This is a genomic window from Streptomyces griseorubiginosus (assembly GCF_036345115.1).
Taxonomy (GTDB): Bacteria; Actinomycetota; Actinomycetes; order Streptomycetales; family Streptomycetaceae; genus Streptomyces; species Streptomyces griseorubiginosus_C.
The window spans coordinates 2,819,096-2,844,836 of the sequence record NZ_CP107766.1; the positions used below are offsets into that span (position 1 = coordinate 2,819,096).

At 71.9% G+C, this 25,741-nt stretch carries 24 protein-coding genes; 8 read left to right on the forward strand and 16 right to left on the reverse strand.

The window, feature by feature from the left end; translation table 11 throughout:
• Window positions 1-51 precede the first annotated feature (51 nt).
• The 7 genes from OHN19_RS12515 to ureA all read right to left on the reverse strand — a co-directional run bounded on the left by OHN19_RS12515 (window position 52) and on the right by ureA (window position 7,985).
• Window positions 52-1,227: a hypothetical protein gene (locus OHN19_RS12515; RefSeq protein WP_330264264.1), complete on the reverse strand. Its 1,176-nt coding sequence runs from the start codon at window positions 1,225-1,227 to the stop codon at window positions 52-54.
• A gap of 29 nt (window positions 1,228-1,256) precedes the next feature.
• Complete coding sequence (locus OHN19_RS12520) at window positions 1,257-3,296, reverse strand: hypothetical protein (RefSeq protein ID WP_330264265.1); 2,040 nt, start codon at window positions 3,294-3,296, stop codon at window positions 1,257-1,259.
• A 123-nt stretch (window positions 3,297-3,419) separates the two neighbouring features.
• Window positions 3,420-4,022 carry a TetR/AcrR family transcriptional regulator gene (locus OHN19_RS12525; protein WP_330264266.1) on the reverse strand — a complete coding sequence of 201 codons (603 nt, stop codon included), beginning with the start codon at window positions 4,020-4,022 and terminating at the stop codon, window positions 3,420-3,422.
• Window positions 4,019-4,516, reverse strand: coding sequence for a hypothetical protein (locus tag OHN19_RS12530; RefSeq protein WP_330264267.1), 498 nt, complete (start codon window positions 4,514-4,516; stop codon window positions 4,019-4,021). Before OHN19_RS12530 ends, OHN19_RS12525 begins: the two co-directional genes overlap by 4 nt.
• Before the next feature lie 9 nt (window positions 4,517-4,525).
• Entirely contained in the window at window positions 4,526-5,551 is a 1,026-nt protein-coding gene (locus tag OHN19_RS12535) for an agmatine deiminase family protein (RefSeq protein ID WP_330264268.1), read from the reverse strand.
• Between the two features lie 32 nt (window positions 5,552-5,583).
• Entirely contained in the window at window positions 5,584-7,293 is a 1,710-nt protein-coding gene (locus OHN19_RS12540; RefSeq protein ID WP_330264269.1) for an urease subunit alpha, read from the reverse strand.
• The gene (ureA, locus tag OHN19_RS12545) at window positions 7,290-7,985 is read right to left on the reverse strand and encodes an urease subunit gamma (protein WP_330264270.1); all 696 of its coding nucleotides are present in this window, start codon (window positions 7,983-7,985) and stop codon (window positions 7,290-7,292) included. Before ureA ends, OHN19_RS12540 begins: the two co-directional genes overlap by 4 nt.
• A 115-nt stretch (window positions 7,986-8,100) precedes the next feature.
• Here ureA and OHN19_RS12550 point away from each other — a divergent pair, with 115 nt between their 5' ends.
• Window positions 8,101-9,531: a cytosine permease gene (locus tag OHN19_RS12550; RefSeq protein ID WP_330264271.1), complete on the forward strand. Its 1,431-nt coding sequence runs from the start codon at window positions 8,101-8,103 to the stop codon at window positions 9,529-9,531.
• Between the two features lie 26 nt (window positions 9,532-9,557).
• On the opposite strand, the gene OHN19_RS12555 is transcribed toward OHN19_RS12550, so the two are convergent.
• Window positions 9,558-10,646, reverse strand: coding sequence for a branched-chain amino acid aminotransferase (locus OHN19_RS12555; RefSeq protein ID WP_330264272.1), 1,089 nt, complete (start codon window positions 10,644-10,646; stop codon window positions 9,558-9,560).
• Window positions 10,647-10,901: 255 nt separating this feature from the next.
• A complete protein-coding gene (locus OHN19_RS12560) occupies window positions 10,902-11,945 on the reverse strand; it encodes a 3-isopropylmalate dehydrogenase (RefSeq protein WP_330264273.1) in 1,044 nt (347 codons plus the stop codon).
• Between the two features lie 142 nt (window positions 11,946-12,087).
• Here OHN19_RS12560 and OHN19_RS12565 point away from each other — a divergent pair, with 142 nt between their 5' ends.
• Entirely contained in the window at window positions 12,088-13,644 is a 1,557-nt protein-coding gene (locus OHN19_RS12565) for a metallophosphoesterase family protein (protein ID WP_330264274.1), read from the forward strand.
• A 51-nt stretch (window positions 13,645-13,695) separates the two neighbouring features.
• On the opposite strand, the gene OHN19_RS12570 is transcribed toward OHN19_RS12565, so the two are convergent.
• Window positions 13,696-13,827, reverse strand: a complete 132-nt coding sequence (locus OHN19_RS12570) for a hypothetical protein (RefSeq protein WP_330264275.1) — start codon at window positions 13,825-13,827, stop codon at window positions 13,696-13,698.
• Between the two features lie 215 nt (window positions 13,828-14,042).
• Window positions 14,043-14,939, reverse strand: coding sequence for a LysR family transcriptional regulator (locus OHN19_RS12575; protein ID WP_330264276.1), 897 nt, complete (start codon window positions 14,937-14,939; stop codon window positions 14,043-14,045).
• Between the two features lie 102 nt (window positions 14,940-15,041).
• Here OHN19_RS12575 and OHN19_RS12580 point away from each other — a divergent pair, with 102 nt between their 5' ends.
• The gene (locus OHN19_RS12580; protein WP_330264277.1) at window positions 15,042-16,031 is read left to right on the forward strand and encodes an NADP-dependent oxidoreductase; all 990 of its coding nucleotides are present in this window, start codon (window positions 15,042-15,044) and stop codon (window positions 16,029-16,031) included.
• On the opposite strand, the gene OHN19_RS12585 is transcribed toward OHN19_RS12580, so the two are convergent.
• The 3 genes from OHN19_RS12585 to OHN19_RS12595 all read right to left on the reverse strand — a co-directional run bounded on the left by OHN19_RS12585 (window position 16,028) and on the right by OHN19_RS12595 (window position 19,670).
• Window positions 16,028-16,846 carry an alpha/beta fold hydrolase gene (locus tag OHN19_RS12585; RefSeq protein ID WP_330264278.1) on the reverse strand — a complete coding sequence of 273 codons (819 nt, stop codon included), beginning with the start codon at window positions 16,844-16,846 and terminating at the stop codon, window positions 16,028-16,030. The two genes, OHN19_RS12580 and OHN19_RS12585, sit on opposite strands and share 4 nt — an antisense overlap.
• 66 nt (window positions 16,847-16,912) lie before the next feature.
• Complete coding sequence (pruA, locus tag OHN19_RS12590) at window positions 16,913-18,544, reverse strand: L-glutamate gamma-semialdehyde dehydrogenase (protein ID WP_330264279.1); 1,632 nt, start codon at window positions 18,542-18,544, stop codon at window positions 16,913-16,915.
• A gap of 199 nt (window positions 18,545-18,743) precedes the next feature.
• Entirely contained in the window at window positions 18,744-19,670 is a 927-nt protein-coding gene (locus OHN19_RS12595; RefSeq protein ID WP_330264280.1) for a proline dehydrogenase family protein, read from the reverse strand.
• A gap of 145 nt (window positions 19,671-19,815) precedes the next feature.
• On the opposite strand from OHN19_RS12595, the gene OHN19_RS12600 reads away from it, so the two are divergent.
• Complete coding sequence (locus OHN19_RS12600) at window positions 19,816-21,588, forward strand: helix-turn-helix domain-containing protein (protein WP_330264281.1); 1,773 nt, start codon at window positions 19,816-19,818, stop codon at window positions 21,586-21,588.
• Window positions 21,589-21,634: 46 nt separating this feature from the next.
• On the opposite strand, the gene OHN19_RS12605 is transcribed toward OHN19_RS12600, so the two are convergent.
• The gene (locus OHN19_RS12605; protein ID WP_330264282.1) at window positions 21,635-22,009 is read right to left on the reverse strand and encodes a MerR family transcriptional regulator; all 375 of its coding nucleotides are present in this window, start codon (window positions 22,007-22,009) and stop codon (window positions 21,635-21,637) included.
• A gap of 64 nt (window positions 22,010-22,073) precedes the next feature.
• On the opposite strand from OHN19_RS12605, the gene OHN19_RS12610 reads away from it, so the two are divergent.
• The 3 genes from OHN19_RS12610 to OHN19_RS12620 all read left to right on the forward strand — a co-directional run bounded on the left by OHN19_RS12610 (window position 22,074) and on the right by OHN19_RS12620 (window position 23,394).
• The gene (locus OHN19_RS12610; RefSeq protein ID WP_330264283.1) at window positions 22,074-22,763 is read left to right on the forward strand and encodes an alpha/beta hydrolase; all 690 of its coding nucleotides are present in this window, start codon (window positions 22,074-22,076) and stop codon (window positions 22,761-22,763) included.
• Window positions 22,760-23,059 (forward strand): LLM class flavin-dependent oxidoreductase, encoded by a 300-nt coding sequence (locus OHN19_RS12615; RefSeq protein WP_330264284.1) that lies wholly within the window; start codon window positions 22,760-22,762, stop codon window positions 23,057-23,059. The genes OHN19_RS12610 and OHN19_RS12615 overlap by 4 nt, the downstream gene beginning before the upstream one ends.
• Window positions 23,060-23,121: 62 nt before the next feature.
• Window positions 23,122-23,394, forward strand: coding sequence for a hypothetical protein (locus OHN19_RS12620; RefSeq protein ID WP_330264285.1), 273 nt, complete (start codon window positions 23,122-23,124; stop codon window positions 23,392-23,394).
• 127 nt (window positions 23,395-23,521) lie between these two features.
• Here OHN19_RS12620 and OHN19_RS12625 read toward each other — a convergent pair whose 3' ends face one another.
• A complete protein-coding gene (locus OHN19_RS12625) occupies window positions 23,522-24,112 on the reverse strand; it encodes a TetR/AcrR family transcriptional regulator (RefSeq protein ID WP_330264286.1) in 591 nt (196 codons plus the stop codon).
• A gap of 97 nt (window positions 24,113-24,209) precedes the next feature.
• Here OHN19_RS12625 and OHN19_RS12630 point away from each other — a divergent pair, with 97 nt between their 5' ends.
• Entirely contained in the window at window positions 24,210-25,739 is a 1,530-nt protein-coding gene (locus OHN19_RS12630) for an MFS transporter (RefSeq protein ID WP_330264287.1), read from the forward strand.
• Window positions 25,740-25,741 lie beyond the last annotated feature (2 nt).

Genomic DNA, 25,741 nt, shown 5'->3' on the forward strand with positions numbered 1-25,741 from the left:
CGTGCTCACCCTCCGTCTCAGGATGCGAGCACTGCGCTGCTCACCCCGGGGTCACCGCAGGTGCCGTACGAACACGTCCCGCTCCTCGTTGGTGTCCCCGCCCGGGATCAGGGTGCCGTCCCAGGAGACGAACGTGATCCGCCGGGCGCCGTCCGCGATGCCGCCGGGTTCCACCTGGGCGGAGACCGGGTCGCCGCCGGGGCCGGGGGTGACCAGGGTGGTCGTGCCCTTCCTCAGGTCCCGCAGGTAGACCGGGTTGCGGGTGCCGCCGGGCAGCCCCTCGACCCGGCCCGTGAGGGTGACGTACCGGCCGTTCGCGCTGACGGCCGGGTCCCGGGTCCAGACCTGGGAGGGGCTCACGTGGATGCGCTGGTTCACGCCGGTGGCGATGGTGTGCACGAACACGTTCCAGCTGCCGTCGGTGTCGTCCGGCACCAGGTGGGTGTCCGCGGACTCGAAGACGACCGTACGTCCGTCGCCGCTGATGGACGGCTCCAGCGACTCGCGCTGGGTCTGCGAGCCGTCGTGGGAGCGGTCGATCTGGGTGCGCTCCCCGGTCGTGCGGTCGTACATCCACACGTCGCCCCAGTCGTCGCCGCGCGGGCCGTTGGCGTAGTTGTACTGGTAGACGATCCGCTTGCCGTCGTCGCTGACCGTCGGCGAGGAGGCGTTGCGCGGCTCCCAGGTGGGTTTCGGGTGGCTGATCCGCTCGGTGGTGCCCGCGATCCGGTCGCGCAGGAAGACCACGCCGCCCCCGCCGGTCTCGTGCAGCGTGAACACGGCGTAGCGGGCGTTCGCGCTGACGGAGACCTCGCCGATCGGCCCCTCGAAGCCCTCGGGGACCTCGATGCCGAACTTCGTCTCCTGCCCCGTGCGCGGGTCGTGCAGCACGACGTCGTTCTGGTAGTAGACGTAACGCCCGTCGTTCAGGACCGCCAGGATGCCTCCGAAGCCGGAGAAGCGGAGCTGCCCGGTGCGCAGGTCGCGGATGTACATACCCCCGTGCGGCACGTCGGGGTCGAGGTCCTCGGCCCGCGAGTCGAAGCCGACGTAGCGGCCGTCGGGGCTGATGACGGCGTTGTGGGAGGCGTCGCCTCCGGCCCGGCCCTCCGGAGTGACGCTGACCGGTTCGGTGTGCGCAGCCCTGGGCCCGGCGCTCGCGGTCGGCACGGCGAGCGCCGCGGCCGCTACGGCGGCGATCGCCACCACAGATGTCCTGACGTGCATGGTTGTTCCCCCGTTGTGGTCGTTGCCTGTCATTGCACTGTCCGCAGGAAGACGTCCGTCACCCCGTTGGTGTCCCCTTCCACCAGATCGGGTGAGGCCGACTCGAACGCGACGACCGTGCCGTCCGCGTTGACCGAAGGGTGCCCGGCCGGAAGGTCGTTGCGGCCGCCCCGTCGGTCGACACTCATCAACTGCTTCTCTCCGGTGGCGAGTCGGAGCCAGTACACGGAGCGGCCCGAGGTGTACGCCAGAGCCGTGCCGTCTCCGGCGAGCGAGGGCTGGATGCCCTTGACCCGGATCGTGGTGCCGGTGTCCAGGTCGCGGACGACGGCGTGGGAGCCCTGCTGGAAGGCCACCTTGCGGCCGTCCGCACTGATCGACGGGTCCGCGCCGGGACCGATCGCCGACAGGGCGCCGGTGTCGAGGTCACGGACGTGGACGCTGCCGCCCTGCTCGAAGGCGATGTACCGGCCGTCGTAGTTGATGGCCGGATCGCCGGCCGGTTCGTTCGTGGCGGCGCTGACCACCTCGGTGTCACCGCCGTTGAACTTGAAGCGGTAGACGCGGGGTGCCGGGTGCGGGTCGGCGTCGGTGGCGGGCAGGGTCGCCGTGTAGGTGAGCCACTGGCAGGTGGGGTCCACCACGGGCTGTCCCATCCAGGTGAAGCGGACGCCCTGGTGGGAGCCGAGGCTGGTGAGCTTGCCGACCGCGCGGTTGCGGACGTGGATCCCCGGGCCGCCGTCGGGGCCGTAGGGGCCCGAGTAGCCGATCATGCGCCCGCTGTAGCAGGGGCTGCCCTCGGACGACGGCTTCTGTCCGGCCGAGTTGACCTGGGAGACGCCCGTGCGGGTGTTCACGAACACATCTCCCTCGGAGGTGAAGGTGACGACCTTGTTCTCCCCCATCACCGGGTCGTGGGAGGCGCCGGCCGGTGTGGCCAGGCGTTCGGTGACGAACGGCATCGGCGCCGGGTTCCGCCGCAGCGCGCCGGAGAAGACGAACACGTCGTCCTCCGCGTTGGTGTCGCCCGGCACCAGGTGGGAGGCGGACGACCCGAACACCACGGCACGGCCCTTGGCGGCCAGCGCGTTCTCCGTCACCTGGGCGTCCCCGCGCGGGAGCGCGGCCCCGCGGGCCCCGGTGCGCAGGTCACGCACCCGCGTGCCGTCCTCGCCGTCGACGACGGCGTACCGGCCGTCCGTGGTGGCCGCGAGCGGGCGCCCGTCGGCCACCCGCCGCGACTGGCCCGTGCGCAGGTCGTGGACGTACAGACCGCTCTCCGCGTCGAGGAGGACCCGGCGGCCGTCCGCGGTGATGCCGACCAGGTAGGCGGCGCCGAGACCGGTGTCCACCCGGGTCCGCTCGCCCGTCGTCCGGTCCTTGACGTAGACGTCGGCGGGATCCGTCTCGCTGTCGACGCGCAGACCGTACGCGACCTTCCTGCCGTCGCCGCTCACCGAGGCACCGTTCTTCTGGCCCTCCTCGGCCGGCGAGATCAGGACGTCGGCTCCGGTGGCGGTGTCGCGGACGTAGAGCAGGCCGCTGCTCTCGTTGCCGTGGCGGTTGCCGAGGGTGTACGCGACGTGGGTGCCGTCCGGGCTGATGGACCGGGCGCGGCCCAACTCGTTGAAGCCGGGCGGGTCCTGGGGCCACAGCTTCTCCGCGCGGCCGGTGGCGCGGTCGTACAGGTAGGGGGCCAGGAAGCGGGTGCCGGCGGAGAAGGCGATTCGGCTGCCGTCGGCACTCGGGGCCGGTGAGCCGTACGTGTACCCCTCGCCGAGGTCGATCCTGGTGACCCCGCCGTCGCGCACGTCCTTCACCAGCAGGCACGGGGTGAAGTGCGCGCAGCCGAAGCTCGCCGCGGTGGACACGAACGCCACCGTGCGGCCGTCGGCGCTGACCCCGGCGTCGCCCGAGGGCCCGTCGGCCTGACTGCCGTCGGCCGCCGTGCTCACCCGCTCGACCGGCGCGTGCGGCGCGTGTCGTACGGGCGGCGCGGCGGCCGCGGTGGTTCCGGTGAGCCCGACGAGCAGGGCCGTGCCTAACAGGCATACGGCGGCTCTGGACATGTTTCCCCCTGTGATCCCCGTTGACGCACTACCCCCGGCCCCGCGCCGAGGGCTCCCCACGAGGCAAACGCACCACCGGCCACAGGGTCAATCGGCCTTATTGCGTACAACCCGGGCGCGAGGTCACGCGTCCGCGAGGAGGCTCTCGTCGAGGAACTCCCCTACGTGGCCGAGAATCGTCCCCCGGTCCGTGCCGCGCAGCCCGATCGCCACGTGGATGGAGAAGCCGTCGAGCAGGGCCCGCAGCCGGGTCGCGAAACGGTCCGGGTCGACGGCCCGGAACTCGCCTCGCGAGATGCCCTCCGCGAGCAGCGCGACCAGGTCGCGGTGCCAGGCGCCCTCGATGGCGGCCTGCCGGTCGCGGGCGTCGGCGTCGGCGTTCTGCGAGCGGTTCCAGACCTCCAGCCACAGGGTCCAGTGCGGGTCGCGATGGCCGCCCGGGACGTACAGGTCGACGTACGCGTCGAGCCGTTCCCGGGCGGTCGCCGAGCGGGTGAGCAGCCGGCCGCGCTCGGCGCCGAGCCGTCCCTCGCTCCACTCCAGGGTCCGCAGCAGCAGTTCGTCCTTGGAGCGGAAGTAGTAGAGGAGGTGGCCGCTGCTCATGCCGACCTCCCGGCCGAGGGCCGCCATGGTGAGCTTCTCCAGGCCGCGCTCGGCGATCATCTCCATGGCGGCGGCGAGGATCCGCTCGCGGGGCGGGGCAGGGGTGCGGCGGGGGGTGCTCATACGGCGGTCACGTGCACGGCGTCGGGCAGGAAGTCCGTCTCGTACGCGCCGGAGCAGTCGGCGTACAGGGTCGCCACCACCGCGCCGCACTCCCCGCACACCTCGTTGGGGCCCTCGCGACCGGGCGGGCCGCAGCAGCCGATCTCCTGGAGGGCGGGGTTGCCGGACAGGTGTGCGCGGGTGTCCTCTGGGTGGGTCACCAAGGTGCCGCGCGGCCCGGCGGACATCAGGAACCCCGGGCCGTCGGGGTCGCCCAGGCAGCTGTTGCCGGGGTTGGCCGCGTCGCACCAGTCGGGGTCGGGGTGCGGCACATAGGGCGCCCCGCACGGCTCCGGGTCCACCGCGTACGTCCCACGCGGGACGGTCGGCGGGGCGTGCCGCGAGCCGTCGGGGTTCTTCCGGGGGGCGTACTCCGGGCGGGGCGGCAGCTCGGCGAGGAGCCGCAGGGGCTCGGTCAGCCGGCTTCCGCAGGCGGCACAGGTCAGCACGTTCACCCGTACGTTCTACCGGACCGCCACCCGTGGCTGCTGCTGAGTGATGCAGTGGACGCCTCCCCCGCCCGCGAAGACGGTCCGCGCGTCGACCGGCGTGACCGTCCGCTCCGGGAACAGCCGCCGGAAGATCCCGGCCGCGGTCTCGTCCCGCGGGTCGTCGAATCCGCAGAGCACGACACCGCCGTTGCAGAGGTAGTGGTTGATGTAGGAGTAGTCGACCCAGTGGCCGTCGGCCTCCAGGACGGTCGGGGCGGGCACCTCGACGACCTCCAGACGGCGTCCGCGCGCATCGGTCCGGCCCCGGAGCAGGCCGATGACCTCCTTGGTCACCTCGTGGTCGGGGTGCGCGGGGTCGGGCTGGTGATGCGCGACCACCACGCCCGGACGGGCGAAGGCGGCCACGATGTCGACATGACCCTGGGTGCCGTACCTGCCGTAGTCGCCGGCCAGGCCGCGCGGGAGCCAGATCGCCTTGGTGGTGCCGAGCCGGGCGTGGATCTCCGCCTCGACCTGCTCCCGGGTCCAGCCGGGGTTGCGCCCGGCGCCGAGCTGGACGGTGTCGGTGAGCAGGACGGTGCCCTCGCCGTCGACGTGGATCGCGCCGCCCTCGTTGACCAGCGGGCTGCTCACCACCGGCGTCCCGGCCAGGTCGGCCACATGGCGGGCGATCTTGGAGTCGTGCTCCCAGCGGGCCCAGTCCTGGCCGCCCCAGCCGTTGAACACCCAGTCCACGGCGGCCAGTCGCCCCGACTCGTCATGGACGAACGTCGGGCCGATGTCCCGCATCCACGCGTCGTCCAGCTCGCGTTCCACGAGGGTGATGTCGGGGCCGAGCAACGCGCGCGCCGATTCGCCGTGTCCGGGGCCGTGCACCATCGTCACCGGTTCGAAGCGGCGCACCGCGCGGGCGACGGAGGCCCAGGCGGCGCGGGCCTCCGCGAGCTCCTCGTCGTCGGTGAAGGTGGGGTTGGGGCCGGGCCAGGCCATCCAGGTGCGCTCGTGCGGGGCCCACTCGGGCGGCATGCGGTAGGTCATGGCGTGTCCTGATCGTGGGCTGGAAGCAGTGGCTAGAGGAAGTACAGGCGGTTGAGGGAGACGGACTCGGCCGGTTCGGAGCGGATCGGCTCGCCGTCCAGCGTCACCAGTCCGGTGCGCTGGTCCACGTCCACCGCTCCGGTACGGGAGTTGAGGCGCAGGTCGGCCGGGCCGATGCCGCGGGTGCCCCGGACGGCGACCCTTCTCCTGCGGGTCGGCATCAGGTCGTGGCCCTGGTCGAGGGCGGCCCGGGCGACGAAGGCGACGGAGATCTCGGCGGGGGTGGCGCCGTGCGCCCCGAACTGCGGTCCCAGCACGAGGGGTTCGCAGGTGTCGGTGGCCGCGCCCGGGTCGCCGACCACGCCGTAGGCCGGGAAGCCCGACTTCAGGACCAGCTGGGGCTTGGCCCCGAAGTACTCCGGCCGCCACAGCACGAGGTCGGCCAGCTTGCCGACCTCGATGGACCCCACCTCGTGCGCGAGCCCGTGGGCGATGGCCGGGTTGACGGTCAGCTTGGCGATGTAGCGCAGGACGCGTGCGTTGTCGTGCTCGTCGGGCGCGCCGAGCTCGGTCTTCATCTTCCCGGCCATGGCGAAGGTACGGCGGACCGTCTCCCCCGCGCGTCCCATGCCCTGCGCGTCCGAGGAGGTGATGCCGATCGCACCCAGGTCGTGCAGCACGTCCTCGGCGCCCATGGTCCCGGCGCGGATGCGGTCGCGGGCCAGGGCGGCGTCGCCGGGGAGGTCGGGCTTGAGGTCGTGGACGGAGACGATCATGCCGTAGTGCTCGGCGACGGCGTCCCGGCCGAAGGGCAGGGTCGGGTTGGTGGAGGAGCCGATGACGTTCGGGACGCCGGCCATCTTCAGCACGTTCGGGACGTGTCCGCCGCCGCAGCCCTCGATGTGGAAGGCGTGAATGGTGCGGCCTTCGAGGACCCTGAGGGTGTCCTCGACGGAGAGGCACTCGTTCAACCCGTCGCTGTGCAGGGCGACTTGGACGTCGTGCTCCTCGGCGACCCGCAGGGCGGTGTCCAGGGCGCGGGCGTGGGCGCCCATGTCCTCGTGCACCTTGAAGCCCGAGGCGCCGCCCTCCGCGAGGGCCTCGACGAGGGGGGCCGGGTCGGAGGACGAACCCCGGCCCAGGAAGCCGATGTTGACCGGCCAGGCGTCGAAGGCACCGAAGGCGTGCTTGAGGGCCCAGGGCGAGTTGACGCCGACTCCCCACACCGGCCCGAACTCCTGGCCGATGATCGTGGTCACCCCCGAGGCCAGCGAGGCCTCCATGACCCGCGGCGACAGCAGGTGGACGTGGGTGTCGACGGCTCCGGCGGTGGCGATGAGCCCCTCGCCGGAGACGATGGACGTACCGGTGCCGACGACGACGTCCACCCCGTCGAGGGTGTCGGGGTTCCCGGCCCGTCCGATGGCGCAGATCCGCCCTTCCCGGATGCCGATGGAGACCTTGCGGATCCCCTGCACGGCGTCGATCACGACGACATTGCTGACGACGACGTCACAGGTCTCGCGCACGGCGGCGGCCTTGAGATGCAGCCCGTCCCGCGCGGTCTTCCCGAACCCCGCGAGGAACTCGTCGCCGTACCGCTGCGCGTCCTCCTCGACCCGGATCACCAGCCCGGAGTCCCCGAGCCGGATCCGGTCACCGGCTCGCGGACCGTGAGTGGTGGCGTACTCGTGGGGCGTCAGCCGCCGCGCTTCGGCGGGGTGCCCTCCGGGCCGGCTCATCGCGTGGCCTCCTCGTCCTGGGCCCCCAGGTATCCGCAGGCGGCGGCCCTCCGCAGCGCCTCCTGTTTCGCGCCCGGCGCGTCCAGTGCCCCGTCCACGAGCCCGGCGAAGCCGATGGCGACGCGGTCGCCGCCGATCGGCAGCAGTCCGACCCGCACACTCTCCCCCGGACCGAAGCGCACGGAGGACCCGGCGGGGACGGCGAGCCGCATGCCGTAGGCCGCGGCCCGGTCGAAGTCGAGCCGGGGGTTGGCCTCGAAGAAGTGGAAGTGGGAGGTGACGGAGACGGGCACGCCGGCCGTGTTGGTGACGGTCAGCCGTACGACCGGCTCGGGCTCCTCGTGCTCGGGACCCGGCAGCAGCGCGCCCGGGGCCGTGGCGCCGAGCCCCCCGCCGATCGGATCGCTCACGACCGCGAGCCGCGAGCCGTCCTCGAAGACCGCCTCGACATGCACCTCGGTGACGACGTCCGCGACGCCGGGCAGCACGTCGTCCGGCCCGAGCACCGACCGCGCGCGCTCCACGGCCTCGGCCAGCCGCGCCCCGTCCCGGGCGGCCTCGCAGACGGTGTCCGCGATGAGCGCGGTCGCCTCCGGGACGTTCAGCCGCAGCCCGCGCGCCCTGCGGGCCCGGGCCAGCTCGGCGGCACCGAAGAGCAGCAGCCGGTCGCGTTCGGTGGGGGTCAGCCGCATGTCGTTCCCTTCTTTAGAGCATCACTCTAAACATAAAAATCCCCCGACGGAAAGGGTTGACGGCACAGCAAGGAGCACCCCACATTGAACGTCGCTCTAACAATGGGAGACCAGCATGCCGATGGAACAGCGCGGAGTCGACACCGTCCCCGAGGAGGAACGCACCAGCGGCCCCCGCGACCTCGTCTCGATCCTGCTCGGCTCCAACCTCTGCCTGGGCGTGATCGTCTTCGGCTGGCTGCCGCCGTCCTTCGGCCTGGGCTGGTGGGCGTCGGTGAGCGCGATCGTGGCGGGCACCCTGCTCGGCACCGCCCTCACGGCCCCGCTCGCCCTGATCTCGCTGCGCACGGCGACCAACCTGTCGACGTCCTCCGGCGCCCAGTTCGGCGTGCGCGGCCGACTCGTCGGCTCGGTCGTCGGCCTCCTGCTGGCCCTCGGCTACACCGCGCTGACGGTGTGGATCGGCGGCGACGTGATGGTGGGAGCGCTGGGCCGGCTGACCGGGCTCCCGGCGAGCGGATGGTCGTACGGCGTCGTCTACGGGCTGCTCGCCACGGCGACGGTCGCGGGCGCGGTGTACGGCTACCGCGTGCTCCTCGCGATGTCCCGGGTGCTGGCGGTCGGGATGACGGCCCTGCTGGTCCTGGGGGTCGTCGCCTACGCCCCGCACTTCACCACCACCGCGCTGCCGGAGGCCGGCGGGTACCTGCTGGGCGGCTTCTGGCCGACCTGGCTGCTGGCGCTGGTCGCGGCGGGCCTGTCCGGTCCCGTCGCCTTCATCACGCTGCTCGGCGACTACACCCGCTACATCTCCCCGGCCCGGCACACCTCCCGCCGCGTCCTGCACGCCACCTGGCTGGGCCTGATCGCGGGCCTGCTGGTCCCCCAGCTCTTCGGCACCTTCACGGCGTACGCGGCACGCGCGGCGGCGGACTACGCGGGCCCCCTGGTGTCGGCGTCCCCCGCCTGGTACCTGGTCCCCCTGCTGCTGGCCGCCTCCGCCGGCTCGGTCGGCAACGCGGGGCTGATGCTCTACTCCATGGGCCTCGACCTGGACGCGATCCTGCCGCGCGCGTCCCGGGCGACCGCCACGTACACGGTCGCCGTGGTCGCGACGGCCTGTGTCTTCGTCGGCCACTACCGGTCGTCCGCGCAGGACGCGATGACGTCCTTCGTGCTCCTGCTGACGGCGATCGGCACCCCGTGGGCGGTCGTCACCCTCGTCGGCTTCGCCCGCTACCGTGGCGTCTACGACGCGGAGGCCCTCCAGGTCTTCAACCGGCGCTCCCGGGGCGGGATCTACTGGTACCGCGGCGGCTGGAACCTCCCGGCGACGGTGTCCTGGGCGCTGGGCGCCGGGGTGGGCCTGCTGGCGGTCTCCCTGCCGTCGTACGAGGGGCCGCTGCTGTCGCTGACCGGCGGGGTGGACTGCAGCTTCCTGCTGTCGGGGCTGGTCGGCGGGGCCGTGTACCTGCTGCTGTCGCGCCCGGAACGCACCGGGGCCGCCGCGGAACCGGTGTCCGCGGCGGCCCTGACGAAGCGGTAGGCCCACATCCTGCCCGGGCGGTGCACCTAGCCCAGCTTGTGCATCCAGCCGTGCTTGTCCTCCGCCGTGCCGCGCTGGATGTCCAGGAGGGCCTGGCGGAGCTTCAGGGTGACCTCGCCGGGCTCGCCGCCGGACTGGTGCCACTCGGCGCCCGCGCGCTTGACCGTGCCGACAGGGGTGATCACGGCCGCCGTACCGCAGGCGAAGACCTCGGTCAGGGTGCCGTTCTCGGAGTCGCGCTGCCACTGGTCGACGGAGACGCGGCTCTCCTCGGAGGTGTAGCCGAGGTCGCGGGCGACGGCCAGCAGGGAGTCGCGGGTGACGCCCTCCAGGATGGAGCCGGTGAGGGTGGGGGTGACGATCTTGTCGCCGTACACGAAGTACAGGTTCATGCCGCCGAGTTCCTCGACCCACTTGTGCTCGACCGCGTCGAGGTAGCAGACCTGGTCGCAGCCCTTCGCAGCGGCCTCGGCCTGGGCGAGGAGGGACGCGGCGTAGTTGCCACCGGTCTTGGCGTCGCCCATGCCGCCGGGGACGGCGCGGACGCGGTCCTCGGAGAGCCAGATGGAGACCGGCTTGACCCCGCCGGGGAAGTAGGCGCCGGCCGGGGAGGCGATGACCAGGAAGAGGTACTCGTTGGCCGGCTTGACGCCCAGGCCGACCTCGGTGGCGATCATGAAGGGGCGCAGGTAGAGGGACTCCTCGCCGCCGTGCGCCGGGACCCACGCCTCGTCCTGCCGGACGAGCGCGTCACAGGCCTCGATGAAGGTCTCGACGGGCAGCTCCGGCATGCCGAGCCGGTGCGCGGAGCGCTGGAAGCGCTCGGCGTTCTTCTCGGGCCGGAAGGTGGCGACGGTCCCGTCGGGCTGGCGGTACGCCTTGAGGCCCTCGAAGATCTCCTGCGCGTAGTGCAGGACCATGGTCGCCGGGTCGAGGGAGATCGGCGCGTACGGGACGAGCTGGCCGTCGTGCCAGCCGCGCCCCTCGGTCCACTTGATGACCACCATGTGGTCGGTGAAGTGGCGGCCGAACCCGGGGTTCGCCAGGATCGCCTCGCGTTCCGCCGAGGAAAGTGGCGAGGCCGAGGGCTTGAGCTCGATCGTGGGCGTCGTCATGAGTGGTTGTCCTTCACCGGTTGTGTAGTGACGGGCCGCGCTCACGCCCCTTTACTGTCAGTGACCAGTGCTAGGACGTCCGAGCATTCCCTCATTCCGCGGCTCCGCGTTCGATTATCGCAAGCGGGGAGCCGGGGAAGAAACGGCGTGAAATGCGACCCGGGGGATGATGGTGGCACCCGGCGGGGGACATGCGAAAGCCGCCGGGTGCGAGTGACCCGGCGGCTTCGAATGCTTTTCGAGTGGCCCGCCCGGTCAGCCGGCTACTCGTACGGCCAGCGCGTCGCCGATCTCGGCGGTGCTGCGGGCGGGCTTGCCGGTGCGCTCGGCGAGGTCGGCGGAGACCGCCTCCTCGATGCGGGCGGCCTCGGCCTCGTAGCCGAGGTGGCGCAGGAGCAGGGCGACGGACAGGACGGTGGCGGTGGGGTCGGCCTTGCCCTGGCCCGCGATGTCCGGGGCCGAGCCGTGGACGGGCTCGAACATGGACGGGAACTCGCCGCTCGGGTTGATGTTCCCGGAGGCGGCGACGCCGATGCCGCCGGAGACGGCCGCGGCGAGGTCGGTGATGATGTCGCCGAAGAGGTTGTCGGTGACGATCACGTCGAACCGGGCCGGGTCGGTGACCAGGTAGATGGTGGCCGCGTCCACGTGGATGTAGTCGGTGGTGACCTCGGGGAACTCCTTGGCCACCTTGTTGAAGATGTTCGTCCACAGGTGCCCGGCGAAGGTCAGCACGTTGTTCTTGTGGACCAGCGTGAGCTTTTTGCGCGGGCGGGCCTGGGCCCGGGCGAAGGCGTCCCGGACCACGCGCTCGACACCGAAGGCCGTGTTCACGGAGACCTCGGTGGCGACCTCGTGCTCGGTGCCCTTGCGGATGGTCCCGCCGTTGCCGGTGTACGGGCCCTCGGTGCCCTCGCGGACGACGACGAAGTCGATCGCGGGCTCGCCCTTGAGGGGCGTGTCGACACCCGGGAGCAGCTTCGACGGACGCAGGTTCACGTGGTGGTCGAAGGCGAAGCGGAGCTTGAGCAGGAAGCCGCGCTCCAGCACGCCGGAGGGGACCGACGGGTCGCCGATGGCGCCGAGCAGGATCGCGTCGTGCTGCTTCAGCGCGTCGAGGTCGGCGTCGGTGAGGGTCTCACCGGTGGCGTGGTAGCGCTTGGCGCCGAAGTCGAAGTCCTTGGTCTCCAGCTTCACATCCTGCGGAAGGACGGCGGAGAGGACCTTCAGACCTTCGGCCACGACCTCCTGGCCGATGCCGTCACCGGGAATCACTGCGAGATTGATGCTGCGAGACATGCGGGAACCCTACTCCTCGTCCCATGGGATGACATGGCCTGTCCGCGATACGGACATGACGGCGGGGCCGGGCGTCAGCCCTTCTCCGTGCGTTCACCCGTAGGTGTGGCGGTTGTTGGGGTCCGCTGGGAAGTTCACCACCATGGATCTCCCCGACTTCGGCATCCCGCCCCGGCTCGCGCGCCGGATGAGCATGGCCGAGCAGCACGAGTACCTGCGCACGAAGCTGTCCCGGCGCCGGACGCTGGTGACCGCGGGGGCGGTGGCGAGCGGGTTGCTGACGGGGTGTTCCGCCGCGGGGACGTCCACGGCCGGCCCTTCCCCCTCCCCCACGGCCACGGTGCACGGCTCCGCCGTCACCCCCTTCGGCCGCCATCTCGCCTTCGGTGCCGACCCGAAGACGCAGATGCGGATCTCGTGGCAGGTCCCGCTCGCGGTCCGCAAGCCGTACGTCCGCGTCGGCCTGCGGCCCGACGACCTGGGCCGGCGGATCGAGGCCGAGCTCCGCGACCTGCACACCCCCGGACAGACCGGTGTGCGCCTCGCCCTCGACCAGTACTACCTGCACGCGGCCCTGGACGGCCTGCGCCCCGGCACGACGTACTACTACGGCGTCGGCCACGAAGGCTTCGACCCCGCGGACGCCGGACACCGCGCGACCGTCACGAGCTTCCGCACGGCCCCGGCGAGTCCGGAGAGGTTCGTGTTCACCGCCTTCGGCGACCAGGGCGTCGGCACGGCCGCGGCCGCCAACGACAACCTGCTGCTGCGCCAGAAGCCCGCCTTCCACCTGCACGCCGGCGACCTCTGCTACGCCGACGCCAACGGCCAGGGCCGGACGTCCGACGGCTACGACCCGGGCTTCTGGGACCTGTTCCTCAAGCAGAACGAGGAGGTCGCGCGGAGCGTGCCGTGGATGGTGACGACCGGCAACCACGACATGGAGGCCTGGTACTCGCCCGACGGCTACGGCGGCCAGCTCGCCCGCTGGACCCTGCCGGACAGCGGCTTCGACCCGCGCTCGGCACCGGGCGTGTACTCCTTCACGTACGGCAACGTCGGGGTCGTGGCGCTGGACGCGAACGACGTGTCGTACGAGATCCAGGCCAACTTCGGCTACACGGACGGGAAGCAGACGCGGTGGCTGGAGAAGAGGCTCGGTGAGCTGCGGGCGGCCGAGGGGATCGACTTCGTCGTCGTGTACTTCCACCACTGCGCGTACTCGACCTCCTCGCACGCCTCCGACGGCGGGGTGCGCGCCGAGTGGCTGCCGCTGTTCGAGAAGCACCAGGTGGACCTGGTGATCAACGGGCACAACCACGTGTACGAGCGGACCGACGCGATCCGCGGCGGCGAGGTGGGCAGGACGGTGCCGGTCGGCGGGGCCACGGACCCGACGCGGGACGGGATCGTCTACGTCACGGCGGGCGGGGGCGGCCGGGATCTGTACGGCTTCCCCGCGGGCGTGCGGGAGAGCTACGAGGGGCGTGTGTACGACCACGAGTCGGTCGAGACCTTCCAGTGGACGAAGTCACGCCAGTCCCGGAAGGAGACGGTGGAGTGGTCGCGGGTGCGCTACCGCGGCTTCTCGCTGCTCTCGGTGGAGGTGGAGAGCGGCGCGCGGCCGCGGCTGTCGGTGTCGGCGCTCGCGCAGAGCGGAAAGCGCATCGACCGTTTCGAGGTGCGGCGCGGGGTCTGAGAGTCCCGCGCCACACCTCGTGCGGGTGCGGCTCCCGGCTTCGGGGGTCGGTCAGTGACCGGTCGAGCCGCCGTTGTCACGGCGGTCGAGGGCGCGCTGGAGCGCCGCGGCGGCGTTCTTGCGGTCGGAATCGCTCGTACGGGAGATGCGACGGACTCGACGGCGGGCGGTCGTCTCGGCCATGAGAAATCGACTCCTTCGGACTTCACGGGAAGGGGAAACGAGACGCCGGAAGGGGCGGGGAGCACCAGCCGCAGGGGTTGCCTGCATCGGGCCTGGCTCACGACCGCCATTCGCTTGATCGAGCGAGACGTTCGGCTCCTACAAAGGTAAGAGAGGAGGGCCGGTCTGTCTCCACAATTACTCGGACTTCCTACTATCTGAGACGGCGGAGTGGATCACACCGCACTGACCTGCTCTTTCGCCGATGATCTGAGTTCCCGGACGAGCGCACGGACGGCCTCGGTGGCGGCGAGCTCGGGAGTGGTGACATAGCCGACCCGGCGGGTGGGCCGCTCGGGTCCGAGGTCGGTGATCCGGGTGCCGGGCGGGGCCGCGGTGAGGGAGAGGGCGGGCATGATCGCCATCCCGAGCCCGCTGCCCACCATCGACAGCACGGCCCCGTCGTCCTCGGCGCGGACGGTCGCGGCCGGGATCCAGTCCTGCGCGGCCCACCACGCGCGCGTGGAGGAGGAGCAGTTCTCCCACCAGTCGACCAGGGGCAGCGACCGCGGCTCGGGATGCCCGGCGGGGTGGACGAGAGCGTAGGGCTCCTCCAGGAGTACGTCCCCCACGAGCCCCGGCGCGATCTCCGTACGGCCGGCGAAGGTCGCGATGCCGAGGTCGGCCCGCCCCTCGGCCACCTCACCGGCGGTTCCGGGACCGATCTCCCGTACGACCGTGACGGTCGCCTCGATCCCCGGGTGCCGTGCGGAGAGGCGCTCCAGGACGGCCGGCAGCAGATACAGGGCGGCGCTGCGGAAGGCGGCGATGCGCAGGGGGCCGGTGATCTCGGCCCTCGGGGCGTCCCGGGCCTCCCTGACCAGCGTCTGGAGCATCCGCAGCACCCGGCGGGCGTGGGCCACGGCCCGTTCACCGGCGGGGGTGGGGCGGGCCCCGAACCGACCCCGCTCGAACAGGACGACTCCCAGCTTGCGCTCGATGCCGCGTACGGCGTGCGAGACGGCGGACTGGGTGGTGCCGAGGCGGGGCGCGGCCGCGGAGAAACCGCCCGTCTCGGCGACGGCCACCAGGATCCGCAACTCCTGGGGCGCGAGATCGACGGCACTGCTCACCCTGTCCCCCACCTGCTGCCATGAGAGCGGTTCATGGATCCGCCCGTTCCATGAGCCCAACCCCCTGACCACCCCGGCGCATTCCTCCCTACCGTCCCGGACATGACCGCGCTCACCGTGCACCAGACCTCCCGCCCGACCGGCTTCCCGACCCCGGAGCACTTCCGTTTCGTGGAGTCGGAGATCCCCGCCCCCTCCCCCGGCACGGCTCTCGTGGAGAACCTCTACTGGTCGGTCGACCCCTACCACCGCGAAATGATGGACGGGGACTTCGAGTTGAACGCCCCGCTGGAGGGCCGCACCCTCGGCCGAGTCGTCGCCTCCCGCGAACCGGCCCTGCGTGAGGGCGAGTTGATCGTGCACCGCAAGGGCTGGCGCACCCACTCGGTGGTGAGCCCGGCCGAGGTCAGACACCTGCCCCGCCACGAAGGCCTGCCGCTCTCCGCGTACTTGAGCGTGCTCGGCGGCACCGGCCTCACCGCGTACGTCGGCCTCACCCGCATCGCCCGGCTCCGCGAGGGCGAGGACCTGTTCGTCTCCGCCGCGGCCGGCGGGGTCGGCACGGCGACGGGCCGTTTGGCACGGCTGCTGGGCGCGGGGCGGCTGATCGGCAGCGCGGGCTCACCGGCCAAGGTGCGCCACCTGGTGGAACAGGTCGGCTACGACACGGCGTTCGACTACCACGACGGCCCCGTCGCGGACCTCCTCGCGAAGGCCGCGCCCCACGGCATCGACATGTTCGTGGACAACGTCGGCGGTGAGCACCTGGGCGCGGCGATCGGCGCGCTGCGGGACCGCGGACGGGTGGTGCGCGTGGGCACGGTCGGCCAGTACAACACCCCGCACGCGCCGCAGGCCCGCTTCAACCACGCGGACGTGGTGGAGAAGAGCCTGCGCCTGGAGGGCTTCCTGGTCCGCGACTACGCCGACGTGCAGGAGGAGTTGTACGAGTTCGCGGTCCCGCGCCTGCTGGACGGCACCCTCGCCCTGGACGAGACGGTCCTTGACGGCTTCGACCGCATCGTGGAGGCGTTCCTGCTGATGCTGCGGGGCGGGAACACGGGGAAGATCCTGGTGCGGGCGCTGCCCTAGGGACGGTGGGCCAGTGCCCCGGTCACGGCCTCCCGGAAGGCGGCCGGGGACTCCACCCAGGGCAGGTGCCCGGCCCGCGGCAGCACCACCCGCCGTACGCGTGGCAAGGCCTCCTCCAGCGAGTCCACCGCCGAGCGCGGGCGGATGTCCTCGGCACCGTCGACGATCAGGACGGGCAGGTCCAGGGCCCGGCAGGCCGCCCGGAGCCCAGGAGCGCCCCATGTGTTCTTGATCTCGGTGTTCAGCGCACGGTTGCACGCGTAGTTGATCGCGAACCAGGGGTCGGCCATCCGCCGGGCCCGCTCCAGGGCGCGCGCGGGGTCCGCGAAGTCGGCCGACCACTGGAGGATCACCTGCTCGCGCTCGTCCCCCGGGCGCTCCTGTCCTTTGAGGCGGGACGCGAGGTTCTCCTTGTAGGCGGCGTGCCAGTCGGACACCGGACCGATGCCGTTCCCGCTCACGTAGATCAGCGTGCTCACCCGCGCCGGGTGGGCCAGGGCATGGCTCAACGCGAGCTGGGCGCCCCAGGAGTGGCCGAGCAGGGCCACCCGGTCCAGGCCGAAGCGCCGGCGCACGGCGTCCAGGTCGGCCACGAAACGGTCGGTCGTCCAGGGTCCGTCGCACCGGTCGGACCGGCCGCAGCCGCGCTGGTCCCAGCGGATCACCGTGGTCAGGCCGTCGAGCATCGCGGCCACGTCCTCGAACATGTCCCACAGACCCGGCCCGCCGTGGCACAGGATCAGCGGGTCACCTGAGTCAGGGGCACCCGAACGCGAAGCCCACAGCCGTACGCCGTCCTCGGTGATCACGGTCATGCCCGCATTGTGCGCACACGAAGGGGCCGGGCAACAGCCCGGCCCCTCAGGGTGACTGACGGGACGTCAGCCCATGTGCGGGTAGCCGTACTCGGTCGGCGGGACCAGGGTCTCCTTGATGGCGCGGGTCAGGGTCCAGCGCTGGAGGTTCTGCGGGGCGCCGGCCTTGTCGTTGGTGCCCGAGGCACGGCCACCGCCGAAGGGCTGCTGGCCGACGACGGCACCCGTCGACTTGTCGTTGATGTAGAAGTTCCCGGCCGCGTAGCGCAGCTTCTCCATCGTGTACGCCGCCGCCGCGCGGTCGTTGGCGATGACCGAGCCGGTCAGGGCGTAGTCGGACGCCGACTCCATCTGCGTCAGCATCGCGTCGTACTCGTCGTCCTCGTAGACGTGGACCGCGAGGAACGGGCCGAAGTACTCGGTGGTGAAGACCTCGTTGGCCGGGTCCGTGCACTCCACGACGGTCGGGCGGACGAAGTACCCCACCGAGTCGTCGTAGGAGCCGCCCGCGACGACCGTGCAGGTGGGGTCCGACTTCGCGCGGTCGATCGCGGCCTTGCTCTTGGCGAAGGCCCGCTCGTCGATGACGGCGCCGATGAAGTTGGTGAGGTCGGTGACGTCACCCATGGCGATGCCGTCGACCTCGGCGGCGAGCTCCTCGCGGAAACCGCTGTTCCAGATGGACGCCGGGATGTAGGCCCGGGAGGTGGCGCTGCACTTCTGGCCCTGGTACTCGAAGGCACCGCGGGTGAGGGCCGTCTTGAGGATCGCGCGGTCGGCGCTCGGGTGGGCGACGACGAAGTCCTTGCCGCCGGTCTCACCGACCAGGCGCGGGTAGGTGCGGTACTTCTCGATGTTGGCGCCGACCGTCTTCCACAGGTGCTGGAAGGTCTTGGTGGACCCGGTGAAGTGGATGCCCGCGAGGTCGCGGTGCTCCAGGGCGACCTCGGAGACCGCGATGCCGTCGCCGGTGACGAGGTTGATGACGCCCTTGGGCAGGCCCGCCTCCTCCAGCAACTGCATCAGCAGCACGGCCGCGTGGGTCTGCGTCGGGGACGGCTTCCAGACCACCACGTTGCCCATGAGCGCGGGCGCGGTGGGCAGGTTGCCCGCGATCGCCGTGAAGTTGAACGGCGTGATCGCGTAGACGAAGCCCTCGAGGGGGCGGTGGTCGAGGCGGTTCCAGACGCCGGGGGCGTTGGCCGGGGGCTGCTCGGCGAGCAGGTCACGGGCGTACTTGACGTTGAAGCGCCAGAAGTCGACCAGCTCGCAGGGCGTGTCGATCTCGGCCTGCTGGGCGGTCTTGGACTGGCCGAGCATGGTGGACGCGGCGAGGGTCTCGCGCCAGGGGCCGGCGAGCAGTTCGGCGGCGCGCAGGATGATCGCGGCACGGTCGTCGAACGACATCGCGCGCCAGGCGGGCGCGGCGGCGAGGGCCGCGTCGATGGCGTCCTGGGCGTCCTGCTGGGTGGCGTTGCGGTAAGTGCCCAGCACGGCCTTGTGGTTGTGCGGCTGCACGACCTGGAAGGCCTCGCCGCCGCCCATCCGCTTCTCGCCGCCGATGGTCATCGGCAGGTCGACCGGGTTCTCGGCCAGCTCCTTGAGCTTGGCCTCCAGCCGGGCCCGCTCGGGCGAACCGGGGGCATAGCCGTGCACCGGCTCGTTGACGGGGGTGGGGACCTGGGTCACAGCGTCCATGGGTTCCGTAACTCCTTGTGCTTGAGCGGGTGTTGGGGCTCAGCCCTTGCTGACGGGGAGGCTCTCAGCCTCGGGTGATCATGCTGCGGACGAAGAAGCGCAGGTTCGCCGGCTTCTCCGCGAGGCGCCGCATGCTGCGCCTTCCCGGGGGGCGACCCCCGGACCCCCGGCAGAAAGGCCTTCGCGTGTCCGTCACTTTTCAACCTCGGGTGATCATGCTGCGGGCGAAGAAGCGCAGGTTCGCCGGCTTCTCCGCGAGGCGCCGCATGAAGTAGCCGTACCAGTCGGTGCCGTAGGCCGTGTAGACGCGCATGCGGTGGCCCTCGGCGGCGAGCCGCAGGTGCTCGTCGCTCCGGATGCCGTACAGCATCTGGAACTCGTACTCGTCCGGCTTGCGGCCGGCCTGCCGGGCGAGTTCCTGCGCGATGGAGATCAGGCGCGGGTCGTGGGAGCCGACCATCGGGTATCCCTCGCCCTCCATGAGGATGCGCAGGACCCGGACGTACGCCTTGTCGATCTCGTGCTTCTGCTGGTAGGCGACCTCGGCGGGCTCCTTGTAGGCGCCCTTCACGAGCCGCACCCGGCTGCCGGCCGCGGCGAGCCGGCGGGCGTCGGCCTCGGTGCGGAAGAGGTAGGCCTGGATCACGCAGCCGGTCTGCGGGAAGTCCTTCCGCAGCTCCTCGTGGATGGCGAACATCGAGTCGAGGGTGGTGTGGTCCTCGGCGTCGAGCGTGACGGTCGTACCGATCGCGGCGGCGGCCTCGACGACGGGCCGGACGTTGGCGAGGGCCAGCTCGTGGCCGCCGTCGAGCGCCTGTCCGAACAGGGACAGCTTGACGGACATCTCCACGCGCTCGCCGAGACCGAGGTCGCGCAGCCGGTCGATCAGCTCCAGGTAGGCGTCCCGGGCGGCGCCCGCCTGCTCGGGGGTGGTGATGTCCTCGCCGACGACGTCCATCGTCAGCTCCAGGCCGCGGCCGGTGAGCTCCTCGATGATCGGCACCACGTCGTCGACGCTCTCACCCGGGATGAAGCGGTCGACGACCTGCTTGGTCACCGGGGCCGCCGAGATCAGACGTCGCATCCGGTCGCTGCGCGACGCGGCAAGAATCACGGGACCCAGCACGGGGCACCTCCACAAACCAGCAGATAGAACCACCGTGAAACCTAAGGATCCCTCCGATCGTCGACCATCGACAGCTGTCACGCATCCGTGCCGCAGATCTCAGACAGATGTATGAAGCGCGGTGTTTTTGCGCGAGAATGCCCGAGTGACAGGGGACTACAAAGGTGACTACCAGGAGCTGGTCGACGAGATCTCGGAGCTCCTGGGCGTTCCGGCGACCCTGGAGAACCGGGACTTCGAACTGATCGCCTTCGGCGCGTACGACAGTGAGGGCGACCTCGATCCGTCCGCGCTGGACCCGGTCCGCACCCGCTCGATCCTGACCCGGCGCTCCACGACCGCGGTCCGGACCTGGTTCGAGGGCTTCGGCATCACCCGGGCGAGCGGTCCGGTCCGGATTCCGCCGACCCCGGAGGCAGGGGTGTACCGGGGCCGGATCTGCCTTCCCGTACGCCATCGCGGGGTCGTCCTCGGGTACGTCTGGCTCCTGGACTCCGAGCCCGGCCCGACCGACCGGCAACTGGACGCGGCCATGCGCGTGACGGCCCGGATCGGCGCGCTGCTCGCGGACGAGGCACAGCACGGGGCCGACCTCAGCCGGGAACTGCGGGCGGTGCTGACCGCCGAGCGCGGCTGGCAGGCCGACATGGCGGTGGCGGCCCTGCGCACGGCCCTGGGCCCCCGCGGCGACGGCCCGTACACCATGGTGTGCGTCGCCCCCTGGCCCTCCACCGACCCCGACGACGCCCCCTCCGCCCGCACGATCCCCCACGCGACGGCCCTGTGCACGGTGCCGTGGGGCCCCTCGTCCCAGTGGCTGGCAGCCCTGGTCCGCCTACGAGCAACGGACACCCTGACCCCGGCGAACACGGCGGCAGCCCGGCTGCTGGAGCGGGCGCGGGGGGTGGAGGGGGGCGGCGGGAGCGCGTACGGCGAGACGGGGGGCGGCGGCACTCGCGGCGGGGAGCCGAGCGGGGGCGGGTCGAGGACTGCCGGGCCAGGTGCAGGCAGGTCGGTGCCCGGTGGGTCAGGCGCGGGCAGGCCAATGCCCGGCGGGCAAGGCACAGGCACGCCGAACCCTGCCGGGCCGAGCACGGGCAGGTCGAGCGCGGGCGACACCGGTCGGCAGCCGTCGGCCGAGAACGAGGACACCGGGCCGGGCAGCGCCCGGGGCGGCGGCGGCCGGCCGGGAACCGGCAGCACCGGACCGGCGCACGGCAACACCGGTCAGCAGCCGTCGGCAGACAGCGAGGGCACCGGACCGGGCCGCACCCGGCGCGGGGTCAGTCGGCCGGGAGCCGGCAGTACCGGACCGGCCCACGCCAGCCCAGGTCAGCAGCCCTCGGCCGACATCGACGGCAGCGCCCGGAGCGACGGCAACCGACCAGGAAGCGGCAGCACAGCACCGACCCACGGCACCCCCGGCCCGCTACGCGCTACCCCGGCCCCGGGCGTGCCACGGGGGACACCAGCCTCGGCCACGGCAAGGGACACGGCGGCCCCCCTCCCCGTCGCCGCCGGCATCGCCGCCCCCCGCACAGGGCTCGTTGAGCTCGCCGCCGCCTGGCAGGAGGCCTCCGCCGCGGCCCGGGCCGCCCTCGCGGAGCCGGGATTCGGCCCCCTCGCCCACTGGTCCCGGATCGGCCCGTACCGCCTGCTCACCGCACTACCGCCGGAGACAGCCCAGGACTTCGCCGTACGCCCCCTCCTCTCCCCCGCCCACCGCGAACTCGCCCGCACCGCCGAGGTCTACCTCGACTGCGCGGGCCAGGCCGGCCGCACCGCCGCCGCCCTCGGCGTCCACCGCCAGACCCTCTACTACCGCCTCTCCCGCGTCGAACAACTCACCGGCCTGGACCTGGACGACGGAGAGGACCGCCTGCTGCTGCACATGACACTCAAGGGGGCACGGCTATGAGCCACAGCCCGAGGCGGCCTTTCAGTGATCGTCCCGAGCGGCTCCCTCAGTGAGCGCCGGTCCGTTCGCTCCGCGCCTCCGTCGCGTCGCGGAACGCGGCCAGCGCGGCTCGGCGCCGACGCAGCTCCGCGATGTCCGTGTCCATCCGCTCCAGCCGTTCGGCCATCGTGCGCAGCACCTCCGGACAGGGATCGATCCCCGGCCCGCCGCCGGTGGCACACGGCAACATCTCGCGGATGGCGTCGGTACTCAGTCCCGCCGCCAGCATGCCCCGGATCCGGGCGACGACGTACGGCGTGTCGGAGGCATAGACGCGGTAACCGTTGACGTCGCGGTCGGGGCACAGCAGGCCCTGCTCCTCGTAGTACCGCAGCAGCCGGTGGGCGACCCCGGTCTGCCGTGACAGCTCGCCTATCAGCACTGACTCTCCCTCTCACGCCCGCGACTTGACCTTCACACCGATGTGATGGGTCAACGTACGGGGCATGCCCCATTCATTCCCCGCCCTCGCCACCACCGTCGTCGGAACCGGCCCCGGTCTGCTGCTGGCCCACGGCGCCACCGGCAGCATCGAGGGCAACTTCGCCCCGGTCCTGCCGGCCCTCGCCGCCGCGCACACCGTCGTCGCGCCGGACTACCCCGGCTCGGGCGCGACCCCGGTCGCCGACGCCCCACTGGACCTCGACGGGCTCTCGGACGCGGTCGTCGACTCCGCCGTACGGCACGGCGTCGAGCGGTTCGCGGTGCTCGGCTTCTCACTCGGCACCCTGGTCGCGGTGCGTGCCGCCGTACGCCATCCCGAACGGGTGACCGCGCTCGTGCTGACCGCGGGGTTCGCCCGGCCCGACGAGCAGTTGCTCGGTCTGATCCCCGGCTGGCGGGCCGAGGAGCCGCCCGCCCTCCACCCGCACCTCGACATGGTCCCCTTCCTCGACGTCACCGCCGACCTGCCGGAGATCGCCGTCCCCACCCTGGTCGTCGCGACGACCGCCGACAGCCTGGTCCGCCCCGCGGGCTCCCGCGCCCTGGCCGACGGGATACGGGGCGCGCGGTACACGGAGATCGACAGCGACCACGTGGTCATGGTCGAACGGCCGCAGGCCTGGCTGAGCCCGGTCCTCGACTTCCTCCACTCCCTCTCCCCGGCTGACCGGAAGGACGGTGTGCCGCGGTGAAACTCCAGGTCGTCCTCCCGGACGAGTCGGCGGGCGCCGATCCGCGCGGACTCGTGGACCTCGTACAACGGGCCGAGGACCTCGGCTACGACACCGTGTGGCTGCCCGACCACATCCTGCCGCCCGACGCTTACGGCCCCGTGTACGGCGGGGTTCTCGAGCCGCTGGTGACCCTGGGCTGGCTGGCGGCGGTGACCACCCGGATCCGCCTGGGCACCTCCGTGCTGGTCCTGCCGCTGCGCAGTCCTTTCGTGGTGGCCAAGCAGGTCGCGACCCTGCACGCGGTGTCCTGCTGACCGGCGGTGTCACCGACGCCGCCCTGCGCCGGGCGGCCCGGTACGCCGATCTCTGGCAGGGCGTGGGTCTGGACCCGACGGCGTTCGGCGAACGGCTGGCATCCCTGCGGGCCCTTGCGGGCGACCGCGCCGTGTCCCCCGGCACCCGGATGGACTGGCCCGGCACGGGCCGCACGGCCGACGGCTCCTCCGAGGCTGCCCGCACCGCTGCGGCGTGCCGCGACGCCGAGGCCTTCCGGACCGCCGGCGCCGAGCATCTCGCGGTGCACTTCGGTGATCCGGACAGATACGCCGACCGCATGACCGACTTCGCCAGAGGGGCTCTCCGTCCATGAGAGCCGGGATACTCAGGGCCCGTGCGCGCGGCAGGGGTGTCGCCCGGTGCCGTGTCGGCATGCATCTACGACGACCGCCGTACGGCATTTCGCGGACCGGGGCCTGGAGCCGTGAGCGGGCGGATCGTCAGCCCTTCACGGCGCCCTCGATGACCCGGCGCAGCCCCTCCGTCAGCTGGTCGGCGTCCGTGGCCGTCTCCGGGTTGAAGAGCCACTGGACCATGAGGCCCTGGAGCAGGGTCTGGTAGAAGCGGCCCTCGGTGTCGACCACGTCCTTGGGCTGCTCGGCCTCCGGGACGCCGTTGAACAGCGGCAGGAGCCCCGAGCGGCCCTGCTCCTCCGCCTCGACGAGCATCCGGCGCACCTCCGGCAACCGGTCGCCCTGGACGATCAGTTCGAAGCTCAGCATCCAGATCGCCCGCGACTCCCCGACCGCGCCGACGATGTGCGACCACACCTCCTGGAAGCGCTCCAGCGACCCCGGCGCCTTCGACAGCGCCCCCTGCCCGGCGCGACCGGGGTCGAAGCGGTCGCCGGTCGCCTCGACGAGCGAGACGTAGGCCTGCACCAGGAGCGCGTCCTTCGAGCCGTAGTGGTAGCCGATGGACGCCAGGTTCGTCCCGGACTCCTTGACGATGTCCCGCGCGGTCGTCCGCAGGAACCCCTTCTCCAGCAGGCAGCGCTTGGCGCCTTCGAGCAGATCCTCGCGATGTCCCATGCGCCCAGCCTACCGAGGAATCCATACAGCCGTCCTAGACGAGCGATTTATACAAGCGTCATAGACAAGCGTTTAATACGCTTGTACAGTCACCGGCATGACAACCCAGACCTCCGCCGGCTCCCTGGCCGGCCGCCGTGAATGGACCGCACTCGCCGTCCTGATGCTTCCGCTGCTCCTGGTCTCCATGGACGTCTCCGTCCTCTACTTCGCGATCCCCGCGATCAGCGCGGACCTGGAGCCGAGCGGCACCCAGCAGCTGTGGATCTTCGACATCTACGCGTTCGTCCTGGCCGGCCTGCTCATGACGATGGGCTCCCTGGGCGACCGCATCGGCCGCCGCAGGCTGCTGCTGATCGGCGCGGTCGCCTTCAGCGCGGCCTCACTGGCGGCGGCGTACGCGAACAGCGCCGAGATGCTGATCGCGGCCCGCGCGGTCCTCGGCATCGGCGGCGCGACCCTGATGCCCTCGACGATGGCCCTGATCCGCACGATGTTCACCGACCCGGGCCAGCGCGCGAAGGCCATCGGCATCTGGTCCGGCATGATGACGGCCGGCATCGCCCTCGGCTCGGTGATGAGCGGCGTTCTGGTCGAGTACTTCTGGTGGGGCTCGGTCTTCCTGGTCAACCTGCCCGCGATGGCGCTGCTGCTGGTCCTCGGCCCGATCCTGCTGCCCGAGTCCCGCGACCCCGCCCCCGGCCGCTTCGACTGGCCCAGCGTCCCGCTGTCGATGGCCGCGGTGCTGCCCGTGGTCTACGGCCTCAAGGAGATCCCCTCCGACGGCTGGAACGTCCGTTACGTCCTCTCGATCACCGTCGGCCTGCTCTTCGCCGCTCTCTTCGTCCACCGCCAGCGCTCGACCGCGAACCCGATGATCTCCCCGGCCCTGTTCCGCGCCCACGGTTTCGCCCCCGCGGTCGTCCTCAACCTCGTCTCCGCCTTCGCGATGATGGGCTCGGCCGTCTTCACCACGCAGTACCTCCAGTCGGTGCTCGGCAAGAGCGCCCTGGAGGCGGCCCTGTGGGCACTGCTCCCCTCGGTGCCGATCGGCCTGGTGGCCCCGGTGACGACCGCACTGGTCCAGAAGGGCGTGAACCGCGCCTACGTCGTGACGGCCGGTTTCGCGATCGCGGCCTGCGGATACGGCCTTCTCGCCCTCGCCGGTACGGACTCGATGTGGCTGGTCCTGACGGCCTGCGGTGTCCTCGCCTCCGGGATCGTCATGGTGATCTCCCAGATGACGGACCTGGCCCTGGGCGCGGCCCCGGCGGAGCGCGCGGGGTCGGCGTCCTCGCTGCTGGAGACGGGCACGGAGTTCGGGGGCGCGCTGGGCATGGCGGTGCTCGGCTCGATCGGTACGGCGGTCTACCGCCACGAGATGCCGGGTTCGGCGCCGGACGCGGCGCGGGAGACGCTGGGCGGGACGCTGGCGGTCGCCGACCGTTTCCCGGGCCTGGCGACGACGGCCAGGGAGGCGTTCACCAGCGGGATGCAGGGCGCGGCGATCGCGGGGGCGGTGCTGCTGGTGGGAGCGGCGGTGCTGGCGGCGCTGACGCTGCGACGGGTCCCGGTGCACAGCAAAACGCCGGACGAGCCGAGTTCCCTCAGCCCGTCCGGCGTGTGAGA

Bases quoted from the DNA above. Each gene is read 5' to 3' on its own strand.
- OHN19_RS12515 (WP_330264264.1), bottom strand. From the start codon at position 1,227: ATGCACGTCAGGACATCTGTGGTGGCGATCGCCGCCGTAGCGGCCGCG.
- OHN19_RS12520 (WP_330264265.1), bottom strand. From the start codon at position 3,296: ATGTCCAGAGCCGCCGTATGCCTGTTAGGCACGGCCCTGCTCGTCGGG.
- OHN19_RS12525 (WP_330264266.1), bottom strand. From the start codon at position 4,022: ATGAGCACCCCCCGCCGCACCCCTGCCCCGCCCCGCGAGCGGATCCTC.
- OHN19_RS12535 (WP_330264268.1), bottom strand. From the start codon at position 5,551: ATGACCTACCGCATGCCGCCCGAGTGGGCCCCGCACGAGCGCACCTGG.
- OHN19_RS12540 (WP_330264269.1), bottom strand. From the start codon at position 7,293: ATGAGCCGGCCCGGAGGGCACCCCGCCGAAGCGCGGCGGCTGACGCCC.
- ureA (WP_330264270.1), bottom strand. From the start codon at position 7,985: ATGCGGCTGACCCCCACCGAACGCGACCGGCTGCTGCTCTTCGGTGCC.
- OHN19_RS12550 (WP_330264271.1), top strand. From the start codon at position 8,101: ATGCCGATGGAACAGCGCGGAGTCGACACCGTCCCCGAGGAGGAACGC.
- OHN19_RS12555 (WP_330264272.1), bottom strand. From the start codon at position 10,646: ATGACGACGCCCACGATCGAGCTCAAGCCCTCGGCCTCGCCACTTTCC.
- OHN19_RS12560 (WP_330264273.1), bottom strand. From the start codon at position 11,945: ATGTCTCGCAGCATCAATCTCGCAGTGATTCCCGGTGACGGCATCGGC.
- OHN19_RS12565 (WP_330264274.1), top strand. From the start codon at position 12,088: ATGGATCTCCCCGACTTCGGCATCCCGCCCCGGCTCGCGCGCCGGATG.
- OHN19_RS12570 (WP_330264275.1), bottom strand. From the start codon at position 13,827: ATGGCCGAGACGACCGCCCGCCGTCGAGTCCGTCGCATCTCCCGTACG.
- OHN19_RS12580 (WP_330264277.1), top strand. From the start codon at position 15,042: ATGACCGCGCTCACCGTGCACCAGACCTCCCGCCCGACCGGCTTCCCG.
- OHN19_RS12585 (WP_330264278.1), bottom strand. From the start codon at position 16,846: ATGACCGTGATCACCGAGGACGGCGTACGGCTGTGGGCTTCGCGTTCG.
- pruA (WP_330264279.1), bottom strand. From the start codon at position 18,544: ATGGACGCTGTGACCCAGGTCCCCACCCCCGTCAACGAGCCGGTGCAC.
- OHN19_RS12610 (WP_330264283.1), top strand. From the start codon at position 22,074: ATGCCCCATTCATTCCCCGCCCTCGCCACCACCGTCGTCGGAACCGGC.
- OHN19_RS12625 (WP_330264286.1), bottom strand. From the start codon at position 24,112: ATGGGACATCGCGAGGATCTGCTCGAAGGCGCCAAGCGCTGCCTGCTG.
- OHN19_RS12630 (WP_330264287.1), top strand. From the start codon at position 24,210: ATGACAACCCAGACCTCCGCCGGCTCCCTGGCCGGCCGCCGTGAATGG.